The sequence below is a fragment of the Alcaligenes sp. GW821-FHT11D07 genome, from assembly GCF_058808495.1.
Genome location: NZ_JBXART010000001.1, coordinates 114965 through 139034, shown reverse-complemented (window position 1 = coordinate 139034; position 24070 = coordinate 114965). Strand labels below are relative to the sequence as shown.

Here is a 24070-nt window from a genome sequence, read left to right as displayed (position 1 = left end):
CGTGATGCTCCAGAGCGAGCCTTTCTTGTAGGCACTATTGTCGCTGTTCCCAAGGCCAGAAATGCAGGCTTGATTCTCATTGTTGCAGCGCAGCAATTGAAGCTCTCGTAAACCCTAGGTGTCCGCAAGGCCGCATCAATACTGGCATTCCGTCTTAGACCATACCCGTAAAAGGGTTTTAAAGAAGACTTATCGGCCTGGCCGATTACACGATCTAAAGCAAGTATTGGTCGGATTCATTTCAAGCTTCTACATTTTGCCCTTAGCGACAAAAACCTATTTTGCAAAAGCACGCATTGCAATAGCGAGGAGCAAGCGATGGGAATCAACCCTGAAAAAATCGAAGCCTTGGTCGATGCACGGAACGGGCGTATCACCCCTTCCATTTACACCGATCCGGACCTGTACGAGCTGGAACTGGAACGCATCTTTGGCCGTACCTGGCTGTTTTTGTGTCACACCAGCCAGATTCCCAAAGCGGGGGACTTCTTCAATACCTATATGGGCGAGGACCCGATCATTGTTGTCCGTCAGAAAGACGGTTCGATCAAGGCCTTCCTGAACCAGTGCCGGCACCGCTCCATGCGCGTGTCCTACGCCGATTCGGGCAATACCAAAGCCTTTACCTGTCCCTACCACGGCTGGAGCTACGGCACCAATGGCGATCTGGTGGATGTGCCGCTGGAACCGCGTGCCTATCCGCAAGGCTTGTGCAAGGAAAAGTGGGGTCTGCAAGAGGTGACCCGGGTCAAAGTATACAAAGGCCTGGTGTTTGGTAACTGGGATGCCAGCGCCCCGGATCTTGAAGACTATATGGGCGACATCGCCTGGTATCTGGACGGGGTGTTGGACCGGCGCGAGGGCGGCACCGAAATCATTGGTGGCGTACAAAAGTGGCTTATTGACTGCAACTGGAAATTCCCGGCCGAGCAGTTTGCCTCTGACCAGTATCACGCCCTGTTCTCGCATGCTTCCGCCGTCCAGGTCCTGGGCCAGAAACCCGGTGACGAGGACAAGGCATTGGGCTCGGGCCAAACCGCACGCCCGGTCTGGGAGACCGCCAAGGATGCAGTGCAATATGGGCAGCGCGGCCATGGCAGTGGTTTCTTCTTTACCGAAAAACCGGATGCCAACGTATGGGTCGATGGCGAAGTGTCACAGTACTTTCGCGACACTTATGCCGAAGCCCACGAGCGACTGGGTGAAGTCCGTGCCCTGCGCCTGGCCGGTCACAACAATATGTTCCCCACCATGAGCTGGTTGAACGGCACAGCAACACTGCGTGTCTGGCATCCGCGTGGCCCCAATCAGGTGGAAGTCTGGGCCTTTTGCATTGCCGATGCTGCCGCCCCTGATGATGTGAAAGCCGCCTTCGAGCGCAGTGCCACCCGCGCCTTTGGGCCAGCCGGTTTCCTGGAACAGGACGACTCCGAAAACTGGGCTGAAATCCAGAAAATTCTGCGTGGAAAACGCGCTCGCGGCACCCAGCTGTGCATGGAAATGGGCCTGGGCAAGGAAACCCGCCGCAGCGATGGCGTACCCGGTGTCACCAACTACATCTTCTCCGAAACCGCTGCCCGTGGTCTGTACAAACACTGGGCTGACCTGATGGTGTCCGAGACCTGGGATGAAGTGCTGGAACGCAGCCGCGCCTACGAAGAGGAGTTGGTGAAATGAACGCCGTGATCGAAGAACCCATTCAGGCCGCCATCGTTGACCAGCAACTGCACCACGAGATTGCCGACTTCTTGTACATGGAGGCCGAACTGCTGGATGACTGGCAGTTCCGAGACTGGCTGGACCTGATGGCCGAGGATGTCCACTACCACATGCGCAGCACCACCAACGCGCAAACGCGCGATCGCCGCCGCAGTGTGCACCCCCCCTCCACCTGGATCTTTAACGACAACAAGTTCCAGTTGGAGCGCCGCGTGGCACGTCTGGAAACCGGCATGGCCTGGGCCGAGGAACCGCCGTCCCGCACGCGCCACTTCGTCAGCAATCTGCGCATCCGTCCAACGGTCGACGGCCAAGGCTACGAGATTCGCTGCAACTACATCCTGTATCGCGCGCAAAAAGAAAGAGACGAGACCTGGTACGCCGGCAAACGCATTGATTATGTGCGCCGCAGCCAGAACCGTTTTGGATGGGAGCTGTACGAACGCGAGATCGTTCTGGATCAGGTCGTCATTAGCTCCCACAACTTAAGCGTTCTGTTCTGAACCTGCTTATTTTCCAATGTTGACTGATATGACCCGCATTACTGCATGTGAAACCGGTGCGCTGGCCGATGGCGAAGCACTGAAGATAGACACTCCCGAGCACCAGATTGCCTTGTTCAATATTGGTGGCACCTTCTATGCCACTGACGACCGCTGTACTCACGGCAACGCATCCATGTCCGAAGGCTATATCGAGGACGACGGCACGGTGGAATGCCCTTTGCACGCGGCCCGCTTTTGTCTGAAAACGGGAACGGCCCTGTGCCAGCCAGCGACAGAAGCACTGCGTACCTATCCGGTGATCATCAGCGAAGGCATGGTCTATATCGACCTGGAGGCCCAGGCATGAACGGCTGGCTACAAAACGAAGTCGTCCTGATTACCGGTGGCGGCTCTGGCCTGGGTTTGGCCTTGGTGGAACGCTTCCTGAAAGAAGGTGCCCTTATTGCGGTGCTGGAACGCTCGGCAGAAAAGTGCGCCCAACTGGAGCAGCTCTTTGGGGGTGCCGTCTTGGCGATACAAGGTGATGTGTGCAGTGCTGCGGACAACCAGAAAGCAGTACACGCGACGGTAGAGCGCTTTGGCAAGCTGGACTGCTTTATCGGCAATGCCGCGGTCTGGGATCACGGCGCGCGCTTGATCAACACCAGCATGGAGCAACTGGACAAAGGCTTTGACGAGCTGTTTGCCATCAACGTCAAAGGCTATCTGCTCGGCGCCAAGGCCGCCGCTGAAGAACTGGTGAAATCACGCGGCAGCATGATATTTACGCTAAGCAATTCCGCTTTTTACGCCGAAGGGGGTGGCCCTTTGTACACCGCCAGCAAACATGCCGCGGTCGGTCTGATTCGTGAACTGGCTTTTGAGCTGGCCCCCAAAGTACGGGTCAATGGCGTAGGCCCTTGCGGTATGAAAACGGATCTGCGCGGCCCGCAAGCCTTGGGGCAGCAAGACACCCGCATCATGGACTCGCGTTCGCCCGATGCCATCAAAGCCATTTTGCCTTTGCAGTTTTTCCCGGAGCCGGAAGAATTCACTGGCCCCTTTGTACTGCTGGCCTCCCGTCAAAACAACCAGACCTTGACCGGCGTCATGATCAATGCAGACGCAGGCTTGGGCATACGCGGAATCCGCAATGTGGCAGGCGGGATGGAGCTGTGATGCCGAAAACGCATATTGTGATTATTGGTGCAGGACAGGCTGGTGCCACCGCTGCAGCCGAACTGCGCAGCCGTGGCTTTGAAGGGGCCATCACCTTGGTAGGCGAAGAGCCCCACCTGCCCTACGAACGCCCACCTCTGTCCAAAGACGCCTTGCTGGCCCCAGAGCAGGCACAACTGACACTGCATCCGTCCAGCTACTACACAGAGCAAAGTATTGAACTGAAGCTAAGCGTCCGTGCCCTGGCAATTGATGCGGAAAATCGCTGCGTCAGCCTATCCACAGGTGAAAGACTGCATTACGACTCGCTCTTGCTGACAACCGGCGCCCAGGCCCGGCGTCTACCGGAACTGGATGCACTGAGCCCGGTATCGCATGTCTTGCGCACCCTGGACGATGCGAATCGCATTCGTGCCCAGGTCACACCGGGTAGCCATGCACTGCTAGTAGGGGCGGGAGTGATTGGTCTGGAACTGGCCTCCAGCCTAGTCGCCATGGGGGCCACAGTGGAGCTTATCGACCCGGCCACCCGCATCATGTCGCGCAATGCACCCCAGGTACTCAGCCAGTACCTACAGTCTGTGCATGAAGACCGTGGCGTTCGCTTTCAATTGGGAGCCCATGTTGAACACGCCCAGCTCAAGGACGACAAGCAGGTGGAGCTGAGCCTGTCCAACCGCAAAGTGCTAACGGGCGATCTGCTGATTTACGGCGTCGGTGTCACCATCAACACCACATTGGCCGATAGCGCCGGATTGCACACCGAGCAGGGTGCGATTGTGATTGATGAGCATGGCCGCAGCTCTGCCCCCCATATCTACGCCGCCGGCGACACCACCGTGCAAATTGGCCTGGATGGGCGCTGGCAGCGGCAGGAAACCTGGGAAAACGCCAACCGGCAAGCGGTGACAGCAGTATGCCACCTGCTGGGCCAGGAGCCATGCAAACCCACGCCCCCCTGGTTCTGGACCGATCAGTGCGATCTGAACATTCAATTTGCCGGTGATATGGGTGCTGCCCACTGGATCTTGCGTGGCACCTTGGAACAAGCGCCTTTTGTGCTGATTGGCCTGGACCCGGAAGGAGCCATTTGCGCAGCAATCACTGTCAATCAAGGACGCGATATGCGGCCGCTGAAAGAGCTGATTGAGCAAAGAGCCGTCTTGCCACTGGAAGTCTGGACCGATAACGCCCAGGCCCTACGCAATCTGGCCAAGCAAGTTGCACAGGCAACAAACAGCCCAAGCACGATCGCCGCACTGGCTGGCGAAGCAGTTGCCCCCGCACACCCATAATCAGAATCTGGAGACTGACATGCAGGCACACCTGGAGTGTCTTTCACACACGCCTTTACTGGGTCATCACGACCCGGCCCAAGCCGTACTGGACGAAGTTTTTGCGGTACAGAAAGCCGCCCGCGAACGCATTGCGGCCTTCAAGCCAGACCTGATCGTGCTCTTCACGCCCGATCACTTCAACGGCTTTTTCTACAACGTCATGCCCAGCTTTTGCATAGGCACAGGCGCGCATGCCATTGGTGATTTTGGCAGTCTGGCCGGACGCCTAAACGTACCTTTTGAACTGGCTACCGACTGTGCCACCCATGTGATCAACAGCGGTGTGGACGTGGCAATTTCGCACGATATGCAGGTCGATCACGGGGCGGCTTATCCACTGGAGCATCTGGTGGGCAGCCTGGACCACTACCCGGTTATCCCGGTTTTTATCAATTCGGTTGCAGCCCCCTTACCTACGTTCAAACGTGCACGCTTGCTGGGGGAAGCCTTGGGCCAATGGGCTCGTTCCACCGGCAAACGAGTGCTGTGGATTGGCTCCGGTGGCCTGTCCCATCAGCCGCCCGTCCCCGTCTATACCGAAGCCCCGGAGCCTGTGCGCCGTTCACTGGATGGCGAAGGCTATACCCTGTCCCCCGAAGCTCGGGCCGCCCGCACGCAACGCACGATTGATGCTGGCAAAGCCTTCACCCAAGACCCGTCCGTATTGCACCCGCTAAACCCCGACTGGGACCAGAACTTCTTGGATCTGCTGCAAACGCAGCGCTATGCCCAGCTTGATGACGTGGCCAACGACGAAGTGTCCGCCCTGGCAGGCCGCAGCGCCCACGAAGTCAAAACCTGGGTAGCCGCCTTTGCCGGACTGTCGGCCTATGGCCCGTATGAAGCAAGCCATCGCTACTACCGTGAAATTCCCGAGTGGATTGCCGGTTTTGGCGGCTTGTCCGCCCACCCGCGCAGCACTTGAATCCACCACAACAAAACATCAGGAGATTGTCATGAGCCTTAATGAATCTGATCACAGCCATTTCGCGACCGTTGTCGAGGAAGGCCAGGAACTGCGCATTCACTACAACGATCTGGGCCAAGGCGAACAAACCGTCGTCATGCTGCACGGCTCGGGCCCTGGAGCCACGGGCTGGGCCAACTTCAACCGCAATATCGAACCCTTGACCCAGGCCGGTTACCGCGTTTTGCTGATTGACTGTCCCGGTTGGGGCAAGAGCGATTCCATCGTCAACAGCGGCTCGCGCTCGGACCTGAATGCCCGCGTGGTCAAAAGCATTATTGACCAGCTGGGAATAAAGAAAATCCACATGCTGGGCAACTCCATGGGTGGACACAGCTCGGTCGCTTTTGCCCTGAGCTGGCCTGAGCGCGTTGCCAAGCTGGTCCTGATGGGTGGCGGCACAGGTGGCATGAGCCTGTTTACCCCCATGCCCAGCGAAGGCATCAAGCTGCTGAACGGTCTGTACCGCGAACCCACGCTGGAAAACCTGAAGCGCTTTAACAATGTGTTCGTATTCGACACCAGCGTGCTGACTGAAGAGCTGCTGCAAGCCCGTCTGAACAATATGCTCAGCCGAAAGGACCACCTGGAGAACTTCCTGAAATCCCTGGAAGCCAACCCGCGTCAGTTTCCTGATTTCAGCCCCCGACTGCCCAGCATCAGCGCCCCTACACTGATTATCTGGGGTCGCCAGGACCGAGTCGTGCCCTTCGATACCGGTCTACGTCTGCTGGCAGGCATCCCCAATTCCGAGCTGCATGTCTACAACCAATGTGGTCACTGGGCACAGTGGGAACACGCCGAAAAATTCAACCAGCTGGTGCTGGACTTTCTGGAACGCTGAAATGACTGACGTGTCTTCAGAAATACTCAATACCGTAGCCCTGCGCCTGCGCGAGGCAGAATCCAAGGGCCAGGCCATTAGCCCCATCCGTGAGCAAATCGGCGAAGACAATGCGGACGCAGCCTACGCCATTCAAAACATCAACGTAAAACACGCGTTGGATCTGGGCCGCCGCCTGACTGGCCGCAAAATTGGCCTGACCAACCCCAAGGTTCAGCAACAACTGGGCGTATCGCAGCCAGACTTTGGCGCCCTGTTTGCCGACATGGCTTATGGCGATGGCGAAACCGTGCCCGTTGAACGTGTTCTGCAAGCCAAGATCGAAGCCGAAATTGCCTTGGTACTGGAGCGCGACCTGCCCCATGCCGACACCAGCTTTGGCGACGTGGCCGCAGCAGTGGGCTGGGTCATGCCCTCTTTGGAGATCGTGGGTAGCCGCATTGCCAATTGGGATATCCGCTTTGTGGATACCGTGGCTGACAACGCCTCCAGCGGCCTGTATGTGTTGGGCGGCCCTGCCCGCCGTCTGGACGGTCTGGACTTGCGCAATGCCCGCATGAGCTTGCATCGCAATGGCGAGCTGGCCTCCAGCGGCAGTGGCGCGCAATGCCTGGGCCACCCCTTTAACGCCGCCGCCTGGCTGGCCCGCACCATGGCCAAATTGGGCGAACCCCTGAAAGCGGGCGACCTGATTCTGACCGGTGCCCTGGGGCCGATGGTACCCGTGGCCCCCGGTGATCACTTTGAAGCCGTGATCGAGGGCATTGGCTCGGTATCCGTGACCTTCAGCGCAGGCTAAGTCCTCTTTGTACGGAGTAACACACATGACAAACCCCAACGGCATTGCCGTCGCCATCATCGGTTCGGGCAATATTGGTACGGACCTGATGATCAAAGTGATGCGCCAAAGCAAGCACCTGAAAATGGGGGCGATGGTCGGCATTGACGCCGCCTCTGACGGTCTGGCCCGTGCGGCCCGCCTGGGCGTGCCCACCACCCACGAAGGACTGGACGGGCTGTTGAAACTGCCCAACTTTAAAGACATTCGCATTGTGTTTGATGCGACCAGCGCCGGTGCGCACGCCCATCACAATGCAGTGCTGCAAGCGCATGGCATCAAGGTGATTGACCTGACACCGGCCGCCATTGGCCCCTACACCATCCCGGTGGTGAACCTGGACGACAATCTGGACGCGCCCAACATCAATATGGTCACCTGCGGTGGACAAGCCACCGTGCCCATCATTGCAGCAGTCTCGCAAGTCACCCCGGTTCACTATGCCGAGATCATTGCCTCTATCTCGTCCAAGTCTGCTGGCCCAGGCACCCGCGCCAATATTGACGAATTTACTGAAACCACCAGCAAAGCCATGCAGGTCGTGGGCGGCGCCGCCGTGGGCAAGGCCATTATTGTGCTCAATCCGGCCGAGCCGCCTTTATTGATGCGCGATACCGTCTACACCCTGAGCGACGCAGGCAAAGAAGCAGAAATCGAGCAGTCTATCCAGCGCATGGCCGACAAGGTACAAGCCTACGTGCCCGGTTATCGCCTCAAGCAAAAAGTGCAGTTTGATTTGATTCCCGAGGACCAGCCTATCAATGTGCCAGGTCTGGGATGGCGCTCGGGCCTGAAAACCTCGGTGTTTATCGAAGTTGAAGGCGCGGCCCACTATCTGCCTGCCTATGCCGGCAATCTGGACATCATGACCAGTGCCGCGCTGGCTTGCGCCGAACGTCTGGCGCTCACCCGCTTGCTGACGCAGGCCGCATGACAAGCAAGGACACCACAATGGCACACGATCCCAGTAGAAAACTCTTTATTTCCGATGTGACCTTGCGCGATGGCAGTCACGCGGTCCGTCATCAATACAGCCTGCAAAACGCCATGGATATTGCCCGTGCGCTGGATCAGGCCAAGGTTGACTCCATCGAAGTGGCCCACGGCGACGGTCTATGCGGTTCCAGCTTTAACTATGGCTTTGGTGCACATTCGGACCTGGAATGGATTGAGGCCGTGGCTTCTGTCGTCACGCACGCCAAAATCGCTACTTTGCTGCTGCCAGGCATTGGAACCATTCACGACCTGAAAGCGGCCTACGATGCCGGTGCTCGTATTGTGCGTGTTGCCACGCACTGTACCGAGGCCGATGTCAGCAAGCAGTACATCGAATATGCCCGCAATCTGGGCATGGACACGGCAGGCTTTCTGATGATGAGCCACATGAGCACCCCGCAACACCTGGCCCAGCAAGCCAAGCTGATGGAAAGCTATGGCGCCACCTGCTGCTATGTCGTCGATTCGGGCGGCGCCTTGAGCATGAACGATGTACGCGACCGTTTCCGCGCCTTCAAAGAGGTGCTCAAGCCCGAAACACAGACCGGCATTCATGCCCATCACAACCTGTCCCTGGGCGTGGCCAACAGCATCGTGGCTGTTGAAGAAGGTTGCGACCGTGTTGACGCCAGCCTGGCAGGCATGGGTGCCGGAGCCGGCAATGCCCCGCTGGAAGTGTTTATTGCTGCCGCCGCACGCATGGGATGGAACCACGGCACCGATTTGTACACCTTGATGGATGCAGCGGACGACATTGTGCGCCCCTTGCAGGATCGCCCGGTGCGGGTGGACCGCGAAACGCTGGCCCTGGGCTATGCAGGTGTGTACAGCAGCTTCTTGCGTCACAGCGAAGTAGCCGCCCAGAAATACGGCCTGAAAACCGTGGACATTCTGGTTGAGCTGGGCAAACGCCGCATGGTTGGCGGCCAGGAAGACATGATTGTGGACGTGGCCCTGGACTTGCTGCAACGACAAGCCGCGACGGCCTGACTCCAGAACTCTAAAAAAGCTCTACCCCGACTCACCGCCGCTTTAACACGCGGTGAGCGGATTTCTGCGCCCTGAATTCGGGGCGGGCAGGTCGCAGAAGCAATAAAAAAAACGTCCCGGTCAAGCGAGGAGACATTGCAATGACACAAACCCACGGCCGCAAGCATGCGGTCATCACTGTGGCGATCTGCTTTCTGATCGCCGTTATTGAAGGCATGGACATCCAGGCAGCTGGCATCGCTGTCAAAGGCGTGGCGGCCGATTTTGGCCTGGACAAGACCTATCAAGGCTATTTTCTTAGCGCAGGTATTCTGGGCCTGCTGCCGGGTTCTTTGCTGGGCGGGCGCTGGGCAGATAAATACGGTCGCAAGGCCGTGCTGATTGCCTCAGTCGCCATCTTTGCCCTGTTTACCTTGTTCACCGCTTGGGTCAACAGCCTGGCCATCCTCTTGATGGTGCGTTTTCTGGCTGGTGCAGGTCTGGGCGCAGCCATGCCCAACCTGATTACCCTGGCCGCCGAGTCAGTCCAGCCAGAACAGCGCGCCCGTGCCGTTGGCATGATGTATGCCGGCATGCCAGTGGGCGCAGCTATTCTGTCGCTAGTGGCTGCCTCCAACTTTGGCGAGAACTGGAAAAACATTTTCTATCTGGGCGGCCTGCTGCCACTGGTTGTCATCCCCATCATGATCTGGCTGCTGCCCGAATCGCGAGAGTTTTTACAGGCCCGCCAAAGCCGCAACGTGGTTCAAGGACGCTTCAAAGACTTGTTCAGCAATGGTCTGACATCCCGCACCCTGCTTTTGTGGGTCAGCTATTTTTTCACGCTGATGGTGGTCTACCTGATGCTGAGCTGGCTGCCTTCCCTGTTCCAGGAACTGGGCTTTAGCCGCAAGCAAGGTAGCACAGCACAATTTTGGTTCATGGTAAGCGCCACGGTAGGCACCGTCCTGCTGGGGTATTTAACTGATCGCTGGCACAAAGCCCTGGTGATCGCACTGATGTATGGCGGCATTCTGGCCGGCCTGCTCAGCCTGAACGGGGCTTCGGGACTTGAGCAAATGTATTGGGCCGCCGCCTTGACCGGTGCGTTCGTGATCGGTTGTCAGGGTGTCTTGTATGCCTTTGGCGGCATCGTCTACCCCACCGCCGTGCGTGCCACAGGTGTAGGCACCGCCGCTGCAGTAGGCCGCATTGGTGCCACCTTGGGCCCCACCATTGCAGGCATGTTGCTCAGCCAGGGCTATGGTGCGGCTGGCGTAATCAGCTCTGCCATTCCTTGCATTATCGTCTCGGCGATTTGCATGCTGCTGGTGGTTCGTCAGATCAAGCAAGGCCAAGCCTTGCCCCACCCGAGTGTCGCCATGCCAGCAGTCAGCAAAATATAAAGGAGCCATTTAACAAACAGGTTCGCTGTTTTGCTACGTGCCCAGCCCGGCTGCTATCCCGGGCGCACGCAGCTGCAGGACATGACAGTAAAGCAAGAATGCTGCGCGCCGCGATACAATGGCCGGTTCACTTGAACAGCGGCCTTCAAAAGCCATAGCGATGCCACGCAGCTTGCACACGGCAAGAGCGTCTGGCCCAGCACGGAAACACGGACGATGGACACAGTAATAATTCTTCTGATAGCCGCCATTGCCCTGCACTTTGTGCGGGTGCGCTACCAACGCGGGCGCATTATCTTGCTGGGCCGCCACTTGAGCAGCTTCCAGTTGGAGCGCCATATGGAAACGCTGACAGAAGGCTATGCCCGCGCCATTGGAGAGCAAGACTCGGCACGGCAGCTGCAAGTGCTGGAGATGTTTGCACAGACCGAACGCGCTGTTGCCACACAGACCCAGTCTTTGGCGGACCTCATGCAAAAAGAACCCGCAGAACAAACGCGGATGGGCATGCTGCCTTTTTGCCTGCCTTATGCAGAGCGCTTTTTGCCCTCCGTGACGCGCGACTTCCGGCAGCTTTTGCAAATTCATGCCGCAGGTATGCGCCATGTTGTGGACAATGCCCAACAGCTGGACCCCAAAACCCGTGCCTTTCATATGTCGGCAGAACTGTACCTGTTCCAGCACAGTTGCCACTGGTTTTGCAAGTCGCGCACGGTGGCCGATGCCCGCCTGCAGATGCGCCATAAAGTGACGCATCAAAAAGTGCTGGAATCTGTGTCTGCCCAGACCCGCAACGCCTATCTACGCTGGCAACAAAAACTTGAACAGCAATAAAAAAGCGGAGCCACCAGGCTCCGCTTTTTTATTCTTTTCCATCAAGGGTAGACAATCACGAAGGTTGCCGCCGCCTGCAAGGGCCCCGGCCGGATATCAGCCTCGGTTTTATTCGGAAGACGCACGTACTGAGCGGTAAAACCAGTCGAGAGCGTAGCCCCGTTTGCCTCTGCCGGTCCAACGGAAGGCGCATAACGGGGCGGCACCCAGGAGCCTGAGGGAGGCGGCCCAAAAGGCACGGGCTCATATTCTCCACGGTGAAACAGACGTATGCCCACTGCCGGATTGCTCGTCAACAGATAGCTTTTAGTCGTTGCGGTATCTCTGGTATCAGTGAAGTAGAAACTGAGCTTGGTGTCTTTCGTGCAACCTGTGCCTTCAATCAGAAAATGATTTTGCCCTGCCTCTCCTGAAGGGCGAAGTGAACTGGCCGCTGGAATCTGACCGGGATCAACCGGCCCCAAGGTGACGCTTTGAGCCAAAGTACTGGTCGAGAACTTACAAGACGGCAAGGCCGGCTTGGGCAGTTCAGGCACCTGTACGGAGCCCGTTAAAGCGCCCATCAAATCAAGCCAGCCACCCATGCACAGTTGGGGAGTGGCATTTCCCTTCGCCAGAGAGGTCGCAGAAAACACCTGACCTTGGTCCGTAAATGTCAGCTTACCGCCCTTATAGATAGTCTCGTCTATGACAACCAGCTCAAATTCATAAATTTGAACCATGGTGTACGAAACCCGTGCTCGAGCCTGCAGAACACTTATCCATGGCTGGCTCGAAATAATAGTGCCGGTAGCCAAGGGAGGAGCGAGCATTGTCAGCGACGTGGTGGTGTATTGATTGCCCCACCGGACAACGAGTCCTAAACCGGGCATCCCCGTCAAAGGAACCGCTTGATAATTATTCGTGGTTGTTGCGCCACCCGCGATGATCCCGGCGGTGTCCCCATGACTGATAGGCATGTCGAACTCGATACTGGCTCCTATTTTCCCAACCAGATCGCCATTTTTAAACACGGTTCCATTAGGGGCCATCTTCCAAGAGCCCATAGGAGTCAGATCTCTGTTTCGCTTACACGACACGCTCTGCGCTTGAGCTTGTCCAATCCCGAAAATAAGCGCGACTGACAACAGCATTACGTTGGGCCACCAGGCCCGTGGGCGGGAAGACGCCCGCTTCTTCACTAGAACGTTCAACATGTCGCGCTCCTCATTCATCACCGTTTGCTGTCAGCCCAAAGACAGGCCAATTGAGAATGAGATTTTAAAAGCGCAATGTCTTGAATTATTTAAGACTATTCCGAGAATACCCTTTCCAACTTTTATAGATACTTGCTCCCCGCAGTAACCAAGCCGCAACAACGACAAAGCCGAAAGAAAGTCAGTTTGACCTGAAGTTAACTACAACTATCAACCCCATTTTTCAATCGGATTTCAGTTTAAGAATAGTCCTAACTTTTTTCTCCGCTTGATTTCCTAAACTTCAATTGTGCCCAAACAGAGCACACTCCTGGGAACCTTAGAGCGCCCCAAGGCGTACAACAAGGTTGCTTCGTTTGTCCAACAATCGGAAGTTAAATCAATCATGAAAAAGATCCTTTTCGGCCTCACAATCCTTTCCGCTTTCGCTGCTACCGGTGCCCAAGCAGAACTCACGACCGCAGCCCGTGGCAACATCAACTTTGTCGGCAGCATCAACGCTGACAGCTGCACCGTGCGCTCGCCGGGTGCTTCCAGCTCCGGTGCCAACATGCTGGTAGATATGGGCCCTGTATCGGCCAAGACGCTGGGTACCGAAGCTGTGCCAGCCACCTCCGCCGGTGGCATCACTTCGATTTCAAAGAACATAGACATGCAAATCGAATGTGCAAGCGGCACCAAGGTTGAACTGAAACTGACTCCTACCGCTACCTCCGGCAAGGGTATTGCTGTTACGGGTGGCGCACAGAACGTGCAAATCATGCTGGTCAGCAACCAAACCGCTCTGGACTTCACAAGCGGCACCGCCAAGCTGGAAGCTCCTTACGCGGACGGCGCCATCAATATTCCTTTGACGGCCTACTACACCCGCAAGGCTGGCTCTGAAGTTGCTGACGTAGTCGGTGGCCAGGCCAACGCCACTGTTGCCTACGAGCTGTCTTACGAATAAGACCGCCCACGCCCCTGGCGAAGGGGCCTCCTCTTCGCCGGACCTAAGCCCTCAAGGAGAATGAACCATGTCCATCTTAACTTTCAAGAAACTGGCTTTCGGATGTCTGACGCTGGGGGCTGCTTTATTGAGCAGCCAGTCACAGGCATCGATCTCCTTGAGTGGTACCCGTCTGATCCTGCCAGAAAAACAACAAGAAGCATCCATCGTTGTTCGCAATGACAACTCCCCCATCCTGGTTCAGTCCTGGCTGGAAACAAATACCGATCACGATCAGGCCGAACTGCCTTTTGCTATTACACCTGCACTGGTCAAAGTGGCTCCTAACGGCCAGCAAGTCATGCGAGTGCTGTACGCCGGTGGCGACCAAGGCCTGCCCCGTGACCGTGAAACGGTGCTCTGGCTGAATATTCAGGAGATTCCCCAACAGGGCCCTGGCGACAACCAGCTGCAGATTGCCATTCGCCAACGCATCAAATTATTTTTCCGTCCTGATGGCCTGCCCGGTTCGGCAGAGCAAGCCCCTACTGCCTTGCAGTGGTCTGTGGTGAACAGTCAGGGCGCTCCCATGCTGGAGGTCCACAACCCCAGCGCCTACCACGTGTCCATGTCCACTTTGCGTACCGCCAAAGGTCAGAATCTGGAAGACCCCGGCATGATTGCCCCCGGCCAGACCCGTCTGTTGCCATTGGGCCGCTCGGGCCCACAGGACACCTTGGAGTTTCGCGCTATCAGTGACTACGGCAGTGCTGACCCGTATGAGGTCCGCCTGAACGGCCGGACCAAAGTCCAGCCCCGAGCCTTGAGCCCGGACACGCCGTAATACGGCGGCACCCGCCCGCCGCTTCTCACCCCGCGTCACGTCTGACCCCCTTTCGGCTACTGGCATCCAGCCAGTAGCAGGAGCCCTTGCACGTCTTCAAATCGTCCACCACGCCCCATGGGTGCAGAGTCATGTTCAAAAAAAACCATCTGTTCTGCCAGCGCATTCGCCCCACCAGCCGCCAGTCCCTGGCCGCTTTGCGACTTGCCTTGCTGCCCTGCATGGTGATGATGGCTTGCACCGCACAGGCTCAAACGACACCCACCCAAAGCGTTCCCGCTCCCGAGGACAAGAAGGCAGAACCGGTGCAAGTTGCGGCCCTTTCCGCTTCTGAGACCATGGGCTTTAACACCGCTTTCCTTCAAGGCAGCGCCTCTACCGCTGACCTGCGCACCTTGCTGTCCAATAGCAACGTGTCTGAAGGTGTGCAGCGAGTGGACCTATATGTGAACCAGCAGCGCACGGGACGTCGCGACATCACCTTCAAACGCAACCCGCGCACCGATGATAACGAGCCCTGCTTTAACTTGAACATGCTCGAACAAATCGGGATTGATCCGAGCAAACTGCCCACGCCCGTGTCCCCAGAGGCCACCTGCGTGCGTCTGACTGAAATCGTGCCTGAGGCCACCGTTACCTATGAAAGTGGCCAGTTGCGTCTGATGTTGAGCATCCCGCAGATTTATCTGAACCCCAGCAAACGCGGGTATGTGGACCCATCCCTGTGGGATTCGGGTCAGACCGCCGCCTTTGTGAACTACGGCGTGAATGTACGCCGTGACCAGAGCAAAGGCATGTCGGCCACCAATGACATGAGCGCGGACTTGCGCATGGGCGTCAACCTTGGCCCTTGGCGCCTGCGCAATAATTCGTACTACACCTCGGGCAGCAACCGTTCCAGCTCCTTTACCAGCCAGAACACCTACGCCCAGCGCGACATCGTCAGCCTGAAAAGCCAAATGCTGGCGGGCCAGACTTATACCCGCTCGCCTATTTTTGACAGCGTGCGCTTTATGGGTGTGCAACTGCTGTCTGACGAGGCCATGCGCCCCGACAGCGAGCAAGGCTATGCGCCTGTCATTCGTGGCACGGCCGAGAGCAATGCCACCGTAGAGGTGCGCCAGAACGGTTTTGTTATCTACACCACTACCGTGGCCCCAGGCCCCTTTGCCATCAGTGATCTGGCCCCCTCGGGCTCGAACGGCGATCTGGATATCACCATTATCGAGGCCGATGGTTCGCGTCGTACCTTGCGTCAGGCTTTTTCCGCCCCGCCCCTGATGGTGCGCGAAGGCCGTCTGAGCTATGACGTGGCAGCCGGCCAGGTCCGTCTGAACGACGACATGCAGGAGCGCCCCAATTTTGTGAGCGCTTCCATGCTGTATGGAGCCACCGCCAATACCACGCTAGCCGCCGGTGTTCAGGCATCCAAAGACTTCAACGCTTATTCGCTGGGCGTAGGGATGAACACCCAGCTGGGCGCAGTGTCGCTGGACGCGATCCGTGCCACCAGCCGTGTTCAAGGCCAGCAATCCCAAGGCACCAGCATGAACCTGCGCTACAACAAGTTCATCGAAACTACAGGCTCGAACGTTTCCATCAATATGCGCCACGACCTGAGCCGTGGCTATCGCACCCTGTCCGATCACGTCACCGCAGCCGAGACACCGGCGTATCTGCGCCTGTACGGCCGACGCGACTCGCGCCAGCGTATCGACGCCAACATCAGCCAGCCTGTGGGCGGCGGCAATCTGTATGTGAATGCTTCCTATAACAAGCATTGGGAAGACAGCTCGTCCAACAGCCTGTCAGTGGGCTACAGCAACAATATCGGCAAGGTCAATTACAACCTGTCCTATACCCGTACCCGCAATCTGCAGTCTTTTTCTGGCCCCTCGCGCTCGCATGACAACGCCATCATGCTGACGCTGAGCATCCCACTGGGCAGTGGCGCCAACGCGCCACAAAGCTTTACCACGATCAACCACGACAGCAGCGGCAATGCCGTACAGGCCGGTGCCAGTGGTCTGCTGCCCACCGAGCGCGAAGTCAGCTATGCCGTGGCAGGTGGACGCAGTGCAAGCGGTGACAGCAACGCATCGGTCAACGTCGGCACGGCTACCTCCTTTGCCCGTATGAATGCCGGTTACTCCTACGGCAACCGTCACAATTCCGGCAATTTCTCGGCCAATGGGTCGATTGTGGCCCACGGCGGCGGTGTGAACCTGGGCCAGGCGCTGGGCGAGACCATCATGCTGGCCAAGGTGGAACCAGCAGTGGCAGGTGTAGGTATCTCCAGCCATGCGGGTGTCAAAACCGGCTCGAATGGCTACGCCATCATCCCGAACGCCACCCCTTATCGTGGCAACCACATCAGCCTGGATACGCGTAACGCTCCCCGTAATGCGGAGTTTGACAACGCCGTGCAAGAGGTCGTTCCTACCCGTGGCGCTATCGCCCTGGCGACCTTCACAGCGGAAGTGGGCCACCGCGTGCAATTTGAACTGCGTGACGAGCAAGGTGTGGCCCTGCCCTTCGGTGCCATGGTGCGTGATGCTTCCGGCCAACAACTGGGCATGACGGACCCCCGCGGCCGCATCCTGACCATGGTGTCGCCGGAGCAAGTTCGTGGTTACCTGGATATCAGCCGTGACGGCCAACTGTGCCGCGCTCGCTACGAACTGTCTGAGGGTGCTGAAGGTCTGAACTACCAGTTGCTGCGTCTGAACTGCATCAATCGCGAACCCGATCCCATGATGCCAGGCAACCTGGTCAAGCAAGGCGATGCCCAGGATGGGACGGTATGACGACATCGAACACGGTGTTGGACAAAGCCCCCCTGCGAGAGAACCTGCCCCCCATGCAGGTTCCGCGCTTTCCCAGCGTCTTGCTAGGTGCGCTGTCCTTGATCCTGATTCTATGTGCTTCGTTGGGCGCAGGGGCCTATCTGTATGCCTCGGCCACACACTTGATCTCTGAATATCGCCGTCACCTGAACAGTGCGGCAGACCATGCACAACTGTTCTTTGACCAGCGAGAAGTTCTGCTGCGAGCCGTCGCTGCCAGCGCGGTTAGTTCAAACGCACTGACGCTCTCGCCCGACACCCGCAATCTGGAGCCGATCAGCACGCCCGGCAAAGGTCTATCCGACCACTACACCTTGTTGCTGACACGACGCCACTGGAACGCCATCCATCGTACCGGCACGCTGACCTACAGCCAGCTTGCCCCCGCCCAGGATTACAGGCTGGAGCGCAAAACCTCATCGTTGTACTGGGAAGCCCAAACAGACATACAGGCAGCCCGCTTGAATGTCATTAATCAGGAACCGCATGCTCGTCAAATACCCGTGGTCTGGCTGCATCAAGCCAATGATTCCCCCTCACGCCTGGTGGCTTACACCCCTATCGACCGTGAAAACCGCGAAGGTGGCTGGCTGGGACTGGAGCTTAAAGATATAGACCGGGCCCTGACCCTCAGCCCTCCGCCCCCCCGAACCGAATACATTCTGTTCGACCTGCGCGGCCAGGCCGTGCTCTTTAGCAGCGGCCCACCTGCCTTGTCCGAACTGCGCTGGGTACAACAAGACTATTTTGGTTTTGATGGAAAACTCTGGCCTGAACACATCATCCTGAGCAAGTCCATTGGTACCGGCGGCCTGCGGGTTCTCTATGCCTTGCCTATCCAGCAATTGCTGCACGATGGGCGCACCGCCTTGATGACCGCCTTGATGACTCTGGCCGTTTTTACGACCGTGGTTCTGGTGGGGGCCACCCTGATCCGACGCCGTTTATTGCTGCCAGCACGGCAGCAACAGCAAAGTCTGGTTGATAGCGTGTCATTGAATCGCAAACTGATTGCCATGGCGCCCGTTGGTCTAGCCCTGCTTGATGCACAAGGAAAGCTTGTTTTTCAGGAAAACAGCCAGGCTCGTAGCTGGATGCAAGGCGACGACCAATGGCGCAGCCGCCTTCCTGAACAAGAGGATCAAAGCGTCTGTTCGGAGGTCCACCTGAAAGATGGCCGCACGGTACGTGTGCACGCGATCAGCCTGAGCTATCGAGGCCAGCGGGCTGCACTGTGCTCGATTATTGATGTCACGACAGAAAAAGAGGAAGAAGCCACCCTGCGTCAGGCCCGGCAACTGGCAGAAAATGCCAATATCGCCAAGACTCAGTTCCTGACCACTATGAGTCATGAAATCCGCACGCCGCTATACGGTATTTTGGGAACGCTGGAGCTGATTTCCTTGTCGGAGCCGCAACAGGCGCACACGCCATATATGGACACCTTGCGCCGATCAGCCGAGACCTTGTTTCGTGTCGTTGGGGAATCCCTGGACTTGTCGCGTATTGAAGCCGGGCATGTCACGCTGGAACCCCGTCAATTTGCCCCGCAAGAGCAAATTGACGAGGTGATCGCCGCATTTGCTGCTACCGCCCAGAACAAGGGCTTGCTGCTGTACTCCGTTACCCCCGTGCAGGCCTTGACCCCCGTCATCGGTGATCCTTTGAAGATCCGCCAAATTCTGAGCAATCTGGTGAGCAATGCCATCAAATTCACCAGCTCTGGTCATGTGGTATTGCGTCTGCATATGGACCTGCAAGCAGGGAATCGCGTGGCCTTGCGTTTCCAGGTGACGGACTCGGGCCAAGGAATCCATGCCGAAGCCATCCCCAAGCTGTTCATGCCCTACTTCAGCCAGAACAACAATGCCTCCGACACGACGGGAACGGGCTTGGGCCTGCCTATTTGCCAACGTCTGGCCAGTTTGATGGGTGGCTCTTTGGCGGTCGTCAGCGAGCCAGGCTTGGGCACCAGCATCAGCCTTGAGGTGAGCTTGCCTTTGGCTACCCCCACCTCTGCTGCTCCCCAATCGCCTACCCTGGCTTTTCAGGCAGTCTATGTCACCGGCGACATTCCTGAAATCACTACGAATGTCTGCAAATGGCTGCGTCATTGGGGGGCCTACGCATTGCCTTACGACCGCCAGCCTCCCCAGGAAGGGGCAATCTTGCTGCACACCTGGCCTTCGTTTTCCAGCACAGCGCCCGAATGGACAGGGCCGCAAGTGCGGGTGCAACCCAGCGGCCACTCCAATCAGCCGCGGGCTGATCAGCCAGATTATTTTTACACTGCCTCCACCGCGATGAGCGATGTCGCTCTAGCTGTGCAACAAGCCCAATCCTTGGATGCAAACACAGAAAAACCAGCCTGCCCGGCCAACCCGCCTATACGCAAACAACATGTGTTGGTGGTGGACGACAACCCCGTCAACCGGCAAATCCTGGATGAACAACTGAGCTTGTTAGGCTGCACAACTCGTTTGGAGGCACGAGGCGAATCGGCTCTGACTCTGGCTCAGAAGGAAGACTTTGATATTGTGTTTACCGATCTGTTCATGCCCGGCATGGACGGCTACTCCCTGGCTCGCGCCCTGCGTGCGCAAGGATACCGTGGCCGCATTATTGGCATTACAGCCAACGCGATTCTGGACAAAGACAAGGAGTGGTCAGCAGCCGGTATGAACGACTTGCTGATCAAGCCCTTACCCATGGCTAGCTTGCGTGCGAGTCTGCTGAGTTCTACCCAATAAGCCCTGTAATCATGCCCCTTTTTGCTGCGCTGCCACAGGCGCTGTGGGCGGTATGATACAAAAAACCAGCCGCGCACAGTGCACCTTGGAGAAGCATGTCCAACTCACCCTTTAACCGCATGACACGTCGCTCTCGCGGGCACACTCGTCTGCTACTGGGCGTCATTCCCTTCTGCTTGATTCTGCTGGGCGCACTGCTGGTGGGCGGCCAGCACTTTTTCAGTACGGAACGCCATCGTTTAAGCTCGGACTTCAGAGTGACACTGGCCTCTATCAAGGAGCAAGAGCGGTTTTTGGTGCAGTTGCAGGCGGAGGCGAACAAGTTGGAAGCCAGCCCCGTTCCCGAGCCGCCACCCGTCGCTGCCAGCAAGACCTATCGTGTCTGGCGCCCCACTGCCAGCGTGTCTTTCTCTATGATCTGCCCTGATAAATGCACGGTTTCCCAAGAGGACTTCGGCACCTTGGGGGCGGAGCTGGCCGACAGTTTCGCCTCGTTTTGGGCACGCTCCTATTTTCCATCCGGCTACCTGTTCCTGTTTCACTCGCAAATGCAGGACAGCCTGAGCATCCCGGAACTGGCCCCCTCGCGCCAGGACACGGGCTTGCCCGTGGATGTGCACCAGGCAGCCCGTCAACATATCCTGCCAGCCCCGCTGCTGGGCTCACATAATCCAAGCGTGCAATGGCTTTCTGTGCCAGAACATCCTTTACACATGTTGGGTCTAATACAAATCGCCCTTCCAGGGCTGGCCGTACCAGGAACGGACCCTGAACTTTTTCAAGCCGTCAGTCTGTTTGATAAAGGCCGGTTGCGGGAGTTTTTTGATCAGTCCGAAGCGCCTATTGGCTATCGTTTTTGGCTGAGCCACGCCCAGCAAGGTCTACTCATCGGCAAAAACGATGTCCCGGAAATGGATGAAGATGGGTTCGGCTTTAGCTTGAAAGGGCTGTCTTTTCGGATGCAGGACCCCTCGGGTACCTGGACCGGGCATTATTTGATCAGCCCCAGCCAACTGCTGGACAGCACTTGGGTTCCGGCTGGCTTACTACTCTTTTTACTGCTTAGCCTAATGGGCGGGCTGGCTTATGCACGCTGGTATGCGCGTCATGTCGTCGAACCGGCCCGCCAGGCCCAGCGAGCACTGTTGGACAGCCAGAACTTCAACCGCAGCATTATGGATACCTCGCCTGTGGCCCTGTGTGTGATCAGCCAGCAAGAGCGGCAGGTCATCTTTGGCAATAAACAGGCTCTGGAATGGCTGGATCTGAGAGTGGGCGACCTCCTGTCCCCTGACGAAGAACTGTCCCAAGCGCTTGATACCTTGCTCGCCCAAGACGCCTCCACGTCTGAGCAGGCCAACGTCAAGCTGCATCTAGCCGATGGCCGTAGCCTGCATGTGGCCTGCGCCCCCAGTCGTTACCACGACCAGGATGTGCTGCTGTGCGTCTTGATGGACTTGACCGCGCAAGAGGAAATCAAGCAGGAACTGAAGCGCGCCCGTGCGGCGGCTGATGAAGCCAGTACCGCCAAATCCGCGTTTCTGGCCACTATGAGCCACGAAATTCGCACCCCCTTGTACGGCGTGCTCGGCTCTTTGGAACTGCTGTCCCTGACAGAGCTGAATGTTCAGCAACACCAGCAAGTAGACCGCATTCAGGGAGCCTCTCGACAGCTTCTGCAAATTATCAGCGACATCCTGGACATCAGCCGGATTGAAGCGGGTCAAACCCAAGTGCAAGCCCAGCTTATGGACCCCGTGGAACTGGTTCAAGAATGTACGGCCACCTTTGCCGCCATGGCACAGCAAAAGAACTTGCTCTTGTTTTGTGCCGTGGACCCGGACACCCCTCGCAGTGTGATGGGCGATCCGCTGCACACACGCCAGGTTTTAAGCAATCTGGTGAACAATGCCATCAAGTTCACCCAAGCCGGCCATGTGATTGTGCGCCTGCATCAGCAAACGAATGCAAACGGCCAGGCGCAATTGCAGTTTCAAGTGGTGGACAGTGGCGTGGGCATAGAGCGTGAGCGCCAAGACAAGTTGTTCACGCCTTTTTATGTCGCCCATTCTGGCGAGCACATCATACGCGGCGCGGGCCTGGGGCTGTCCATTTGTGCGCGACTGGCTGAACTGATGGGCAGCGAAATTCAACTCACCAGCGAACCGGGTCTGGGCAGCAGTTTTTCTTTCACACTGACGCTGGATAAACTTGCCCCGTCTTTAGCCCCCCTGCCTCCGCCTGCTCTGGATGGCATGACCTTGCGGGTACGCAGCCCCCATGCTGAATTGTCAGAATCAATGTGTAGCTGGTTTAAGCGCTGGGGCGCACAAGCCCTAGCCTGCAGGCCAGGAGACCGCCCCAAAGGCACGCCCACCGAAATCCTGCTGGATATCATGATGCCGGTTTCTGCGCCCGCTCCGGACTGGGCAGGTCAGTACCTAAGCGTTTCCAGCCGGGACGGCAGCGACACCCTGCCTGAAGCGGACGGCACCAGCCCCGAAAGCGTGGGCTACGCACTGGCGCGTTGGCGACAGACGGCAAGCGCCCTCAAGCCCGTAGAGCCTTCCGCCAAGATGGCCCCCATCAAATCCAGCAAACCGGGTTTGCATGTATTGGTCGCCGAAGACAACCCGCTTAACCAGGCAACATTGCGCGAACAGTTGGAACGATTAGCTTGCATTGTCACGTTGGCTCATGATGGCGATGAAGCTTTGGGCCTTTGGGACGGAGAAACCCACGACTTGCTGCTGACCGATGTGAACATGCCTCATATGAATGGCTATGAACTGGCTCGAGAACTGCGGGCACGAGGCATGACAGCGCCCATTATTGGCATAACAGCCAACGCCATGTCCGATGAGGAACAACGCTGCAAACAAAGCGGCATGGATGCTTGTCTGGTCAAACCGATGAATCTGGCTACCTTGAGCAGCTTGCTGGACAAGGTGGCACAAGCGCCCGTCCCCCGACGCTATCGCGCAATTTTTCGTCAGACCATGAATGCAGATCTAAGCGCTTTGGAACAAGCTCTGGAAAACGAAGACGCAAACACGGCGCAAACCGTCTTGCACCGTATTGCGGGGGCGCTATTAGTTATGGGGCAGCAAGAAATCGCTGCACGCATGAAAGAGTTAGAGCAAAATTTCAGGCAGAATAGCTACGATCCAGAGACGGAAGCCCAAGCACAGATCCTCTGTGCCGATTTGCGCGACCTGATTCAACGAGCTTAAGTTACAAAGGCAAGGAAACAGGCATGCCAGCCATAGAAAAACTGCGTGTCATCCTCGCGGATGATCACCCCTTGATACTCATGGGTATCCGTGAGCTCTTGAGCCGAGACATTAATCTATCGGTCGAATCCGTGGCATCCTCCCCGTCCGAGCTAGTCGAACAATTGCAGGCTAATCCGCCAGATGCCGTCATTACCGACTACTCCATGCCCGGCGATGAACAGTACGGCGATGGCTTGCGCTTTATTTCCTATCTACGCCGTCGCTTCCCTCAGGTGAAACTGATCATCCTGACCATGGTCTCCAATCCCATGATCATCTCCTCGCTCTATGATGCCGGCGTCCAAGGGGTGGTCCTGAAACAAGACGAACTGTCCGAGGCTTTAGTGGCCCTGCACTTGCTGCGCCAGGGGGTTAAATACTATCCGGCCGACTTCAAGCAAGATCACTCCAAAACCATGCTGGCCAGTTCTGTCCAAGAACGCCTGGAATCCCTGAGCCCGCGCGAATTTGAAGTGTTACGGCTGTTTGCCATGGGCGATTCCATCAGCAGCATTGCCGAAAAACTGAACCGCAGCATCAAGACCATCAGCGCCCAAAAAACCTCCGCCATGCGCAAGCTCAACGTACATAACAACCAGGACCTGATTGCGTTCTGCACCCAAAACAGCTTGTTTACCTAGGGGCTGGCAGGACGGA

19 protein-coding genes are annotated in these 24070 nt (G+C 57.3%); 18 read left to right on the top strand and 1 reads right to left on the bottom strand.

Annotated features, from left to right (window positions below; genetic code table 11):
* Window positions 1–318 precede the first annotated feature (318 nt).
* The 12 genes from hcaE (at window position 319) to AC1RSM_RS00575 (ending at window position 11574) form a co-directional block, all read left to right on the top strand.
* The gene (gene hcaE / locus AC1RSM_RS00630) at window positions 319–1677 is read left to right on the top strand and encodes a 3-phenylpropionate/cinnamic acid dioxygenase subunit alpha (protein ID WP_492928470.1); all 1359 of its coding nucleotides are present in this window, start codon (window positions 319–321) and stop codon (window positions 1675–1677) included.
* The gene (gene hcaF, locus AC1RSM_RS00625; protein WP_492928468.1) at window positions 1674–2222 is read left to right on the top strand and encodes a 3-phenylpropionate/cinnamic acid dioxygenase subunit beta; all 549 of its coding nucleotides are present in this window, start codon (window positions 1674–1676) and stop codon (window positions 2220–2222) included. Before hcaE ends, hcaF begins: the two co-directional genes overlap by 4 nt.
* A 28-nt stretch (window positions 2223–2250) precedes the next feature.
* Complete coding sequence (gene hcaC / locus AC1RSM_RS00620; protein WP_492928466.1) at window positions 2251–2571, top strand: 3-phenylpropionate/cinnamic acid dioxygenase ferredoxin subunit; 321 nt, start codon at window positions 2251–2253, stop codon at window positions 2569–2571.
* Window positions 2568–3383: a 3-phenylpropionate-dihydrodiol/cinnamic acid-dihydrodiol dehydrogenase gene (hcaB, locus tag AC1RSM_RS00615; protein ID WP_492928464.1), complete on the top strand. Its 816-nt coding sequence runs from the start codon at window positions 2568–2570 to the stop codon at window positions 3381–3383. The genes hcaC and hcaB overlap by 4 nt, the downstream gene beginning before the upstream one ends.
* Entirely contained in the window at window positions 3383–4678 is a 1296-nt protein-coding gene (hcaD, locus tag AC1RSM_RS00610; RefSeq protein WP_492928462.1) for a 3-phenylpropionate/cinnamic acid dioxygenase ferredoxin--NAD(+) reductase subunit, read from the top strand. The genes hcaB and hcaD overlap by 1 nt, the downstream gene beginning before the upstream one ends.
* A 19-nt stretch (window positions 4679–4697) precedes the next feature.
* On the top strand, window positions 4698–5645 hold the full coding sequence (locus AC1RSM_RS00605; protein WP_492928460.1) for a 3-carboxyethylcatechol 2,3-dioxygenase: 948 nt from the start codon (window positions 4698–4700) through the stop codon (window positions 5643–5645).
* 31 nt (window positions 5646–5676) lie between these two features.
* Window positions 5677–6531, top strand: coding sequence for an alpha/beta fold hydrolase (locus tag AC1RSM_RS00600; protein WP_492928458.1), 855 nt, complete (start codon window positions 5677–5679; stop codon window positions 6529–6531).
* Between the two features lies 1 nt (window position 6532).
* Entirely contained in the window at window positions 6533–7330 is a 798-nt protein-coding gene (gene mhpD / locus AC1RSM_RS00595; RefSeq protein WP_492928456.1) for a 2-keto-4-pentenoate hydratase, read from the top strand.
* A gap of 25 nt (window positions 7331–7355) precedes the next feature.
* Window positions 7356–8303 carry an acetaldehyde dehydrogenase (acetylating) gene (locus AC1RSM_RS00590; protein ID WP_492928454.1) on the top strand — a complete coding sequence of 316 codons (948 nt, stop codon included), beginning with the start codon at window positions 7356–7358 and terminating at the stop codon, window positions 8301–8303.
* Window positions 8304–8320: 17 nt separating this feature from the next.
* Window positions 8321–9355, top strand: coding sequence for a 4-hydroxy-2-oxovalerate aldolase (dmpG, locus tag AC1RSM_RS00585; RefSeq protein WP_492928452.1), 1035 nt, complete (start codon window positions 8321–8323; stop codon window positions 9353–9355).
* Between the two features lie 140 nt (window positions 9356–9495).
* On the top strand, window positions 9496–10740 hold the full coding sequence (gene mhpT, locus AC1RSM_RS00580; protein ID WP_492928450.1) for a 3-(3-hydroxy-phenyl)propionate transporter MhpT: 1245 nt from the start codon (window positions 9496–9498) through the stop codon (window positions 10738–10740).
* Window positions 10741–10956: 216 nt separating this feature from the next.
* Window positions 10957–11574: a hypothetical protein gene (locus tag AC1RSM_RS00575; protein WP_492928448.1), complete on the top strand. Its 618-nt coding sequence runs from the start codon at window positions 10957–10959 to the stop codon at window positions 11572–11574.
* Between the two features lie 41 nt (window positions 11575–11615).
* On the opposite strand, the gene AC1RSM_RS00570 is transcribed toward AC1RSM_RS00575, so the two are convergent.
* On the bottom strand, window positions 11616–12770 hold the full coding sequence (locus AC1RSM_RS00570) for a fimbrial protein (RefSeq protein WP_492928446.1): 1155 nt from the start codon (window positions 12768–12770) through the stop codon (window positions 11616–11618).
* A gap of 385 nt (window positions 12771–13155) precedes the next feature.
* Between AC1RSM_RS00570 and AC1RSM_RS00565 the strand changes: the two genes are divergently transcribed.
* The 6 genes from AC1RSM_RS00565 to AC1RSM_RS00540 all read left to right on the top strand — a co-directional run bounded on the left by AC1RSM_RS00565 (window position 13156) and on the right by AC1RSM_RS00540 (window position 24054).
* Window positions 13156–13719 carry a fimbrial protein gene (locus AC1RSM_RS00565; protein WP_492928444.1) on the top strand — a complete coding sequence of 188 codons (564 nt, stop codon included), beginning with the start codon at window positions 13156–13158 and terminating at the stop codon, window positions 13717–13719.
* 67 nt (window positions 13720–13786) lie between these two features.
* The gene (locus AC1RSM_RS00560) at window positions 13787–14542 is read left to right on the top strand and encodes a fimbrial biogenesis chaperone (protein WP_492928442.1); all 756 of its coding nucleotides are present in this window, start codon (window positions 13787–13789) and stop codon (window positions 14540–14542) included.
* 131 nt (window positions 14543–14673) lie between these two features.
* A complete protein-coding gene (locus AC1RSM_RS00555) occupies window positions 14674–17349 on the top strand; it encodes a fimbria/pilus outer membrane usher protein (protein ID WP_492928440.1) in 2676 nt (891 codons plus the stop codon).
* Window positions 17346–20138 carry an ATP-binding protein gene (locus AC1RSM_RS00550; RefSeq protein WP_492928438.1) on the top strand — a complete coding sequence of 931 codons (2793 nt, stop codon included), beginning with the start codon at window positions 17346–17348 and terminating at the stop codon, window positions 20136–20138. The genes AC1RSM_RS00555 and AC1RSM_RS00550 overlap by 4 nt, the downstream gene beginning before the upstream one ends.
* A 95-nt stretch (window positions 20139–20233) precedes the next feature.
* Window positions 20234–23371: a hybrid sensor histidine kinase/response regulator gene (locus tag AC1RSM_RS00545; protein ID WP_492928436.1), complete on the top strand. Its 3138-nt coding sequence runs from the start codon at window positions 20234–20236 to the stop codon at window positions 23369–23371.
* Between the two features lie 23 nt (window positions 23372–23394).
* Complete coding sequence (locus tag AC1RSM_RS00540; protein WP_492928433.1) at window positions 23395–24054, top strand: response regulator; 660 nt, start codon at window positions 23395–23397, stop codon at window positions 24052–24054.
* The last annotated feature ends 16 nt before the right edge of the window (window positions 24055–24070 follow it).

What these genes read in the sequence shown, in the direction of transcription:
- hcaE (WP_492928470.1), top strand. Translation starts at nt 319, where the DNA reads ATGGGAATCAACCCTGAAAAAATCGAAGCCTTGGTCGATGCACGGAAC.
- hcaF (WP_492928468.1), top strand. Translation starts at nt 1,674, where the DNA reads ATGAACGCCGTGATCGAAGAACCCATTCAGGCCGCCATCGTTGACCAG.
- hcaC (WP_492928466.1), top strand. Translation starts at nt 2,251, where the DNA reads ATGACCCGCATTACTGCATGTGAAACCGGTGCGCTGGCCGATGGCGAA.
- hcaB (WP_492928464.1), top strand. Translation starts at nt 2,568, where the DNA reads ATGAACGGCTGGCTACAAAACGAAGTCGTCCTGATTACCGGTGGCGGC.
- hcaD (WP_492928462.1), top strand. Translation starts at nt 3,383, where the DNA reads ATGCCGAAAACGCATATTGTGATTATTGGTGCAGGACAGGCTGGTGCC.
- AC1RSM_RS00605 (WP_492928460.1), top strand. Translation starts at nt 4,698, where the DNA reads ATGCAGGCACACCTGGAGTGTCTTTCACACACGCCTTTACTGGGTCAT.
- AC1RSM_RS00600 (WP_492928458.1), top strand. Translation starts at nt 5,677, where the DNA reads ATGAGCCTTAATGAATCTGATCACAGCCATTTCGCGACCGTTGTCGAG.
- mhpD (WP_492928456.1), top strand. Translation starts at nt 6,533, where the DNA reads ATGACTGACGTGTCTTCAGAAATACTCAATACCGTAGCCCTGCGCCTG.
- AC1RSM_RS00590 (WP_492928454.1), top strand. Translation starts at nt 7,356, where the DNA reads ATGACAAACCCCAACGGCATTGCCGTCGCCATCATCGGTTCGGGCAAT.
- dmpG (WP_492928452.1), top strand. Translation starts at nt 8,321, where the DNA reads ATGGCACACGATCCCAGTAGAAAACTCTTTATTTCCGATGTGACCTTG.
- mhpT (WP_492928450.1), top strand. Translation starts at nt 9,496, where the DNA reads ATGACACAAACCCACGGCCGCAAGCATGCGGTCATCACTGTGGCGATC.
- AC1RSM_RS00575 (WP_492928448.1), top strand. Translation starts at nt 10,957, where the DNA reads ATGGACACAGTAATAATTCTTCTGATAGCCGCCATTGCCCTGCACTTT.
- AC1RSM_RS00570 (WP_492928446.1), bottom strand. Translation starts at nt 12,770, where the DNA reads ATGTTGAACGTTCTAGTGAAGAAGCGGGCGTCTTCCCGCCCACGGGCC.
- AC1RSM_RS00565 (WP_492928444.1), top strand. Translation starts at nt 13,156, where the DNA reads ATGAAAAAGATCCTTTTCGGCCTCACAATCCTTTCCGCTTTCGCTGCT.
- AC1RSM_RS00560 (WP_492928442.1), top strand. Translation starts at nt 13,787, where the DNA reads ATGTCCATCTTAACTTTCAAGAAACTGGCTTTCGGATGTCTGACGCTG.
- AC1RSM_RS00555 (WP_492928440.1), top strand. Translation starts at nt 14,674, where the DNA reads ATGTTCAAAAAAAACCATCTGTTCTGCCAGCGCATTCGCCCCACCAGC.
- AC1RSM_RS00550 (WP_492928438.1), top strand. Translation starts at nt 17,346, where the DNA reads ATGACGACATCGAACACGGTGTTGGACAAAGCCCCCCTGCGAGAGAAC.
- AC1RSM_RS00545 (WP_492928436.1), top strand. Translation starts at nt 20,234, where the DNA reads ATGTCCAACTCACCCTTTAACCGCATGACACGTCGCTCTCGCGGGCAC.
- AC1RSM_RS00540 (WP_492928433.1), top strand. Translation starts at nt 23,395, where the DNA reads ATGCCAGCCATAGAAAAACTGCGTGTCATCCTCGCGGATGATCACCCC.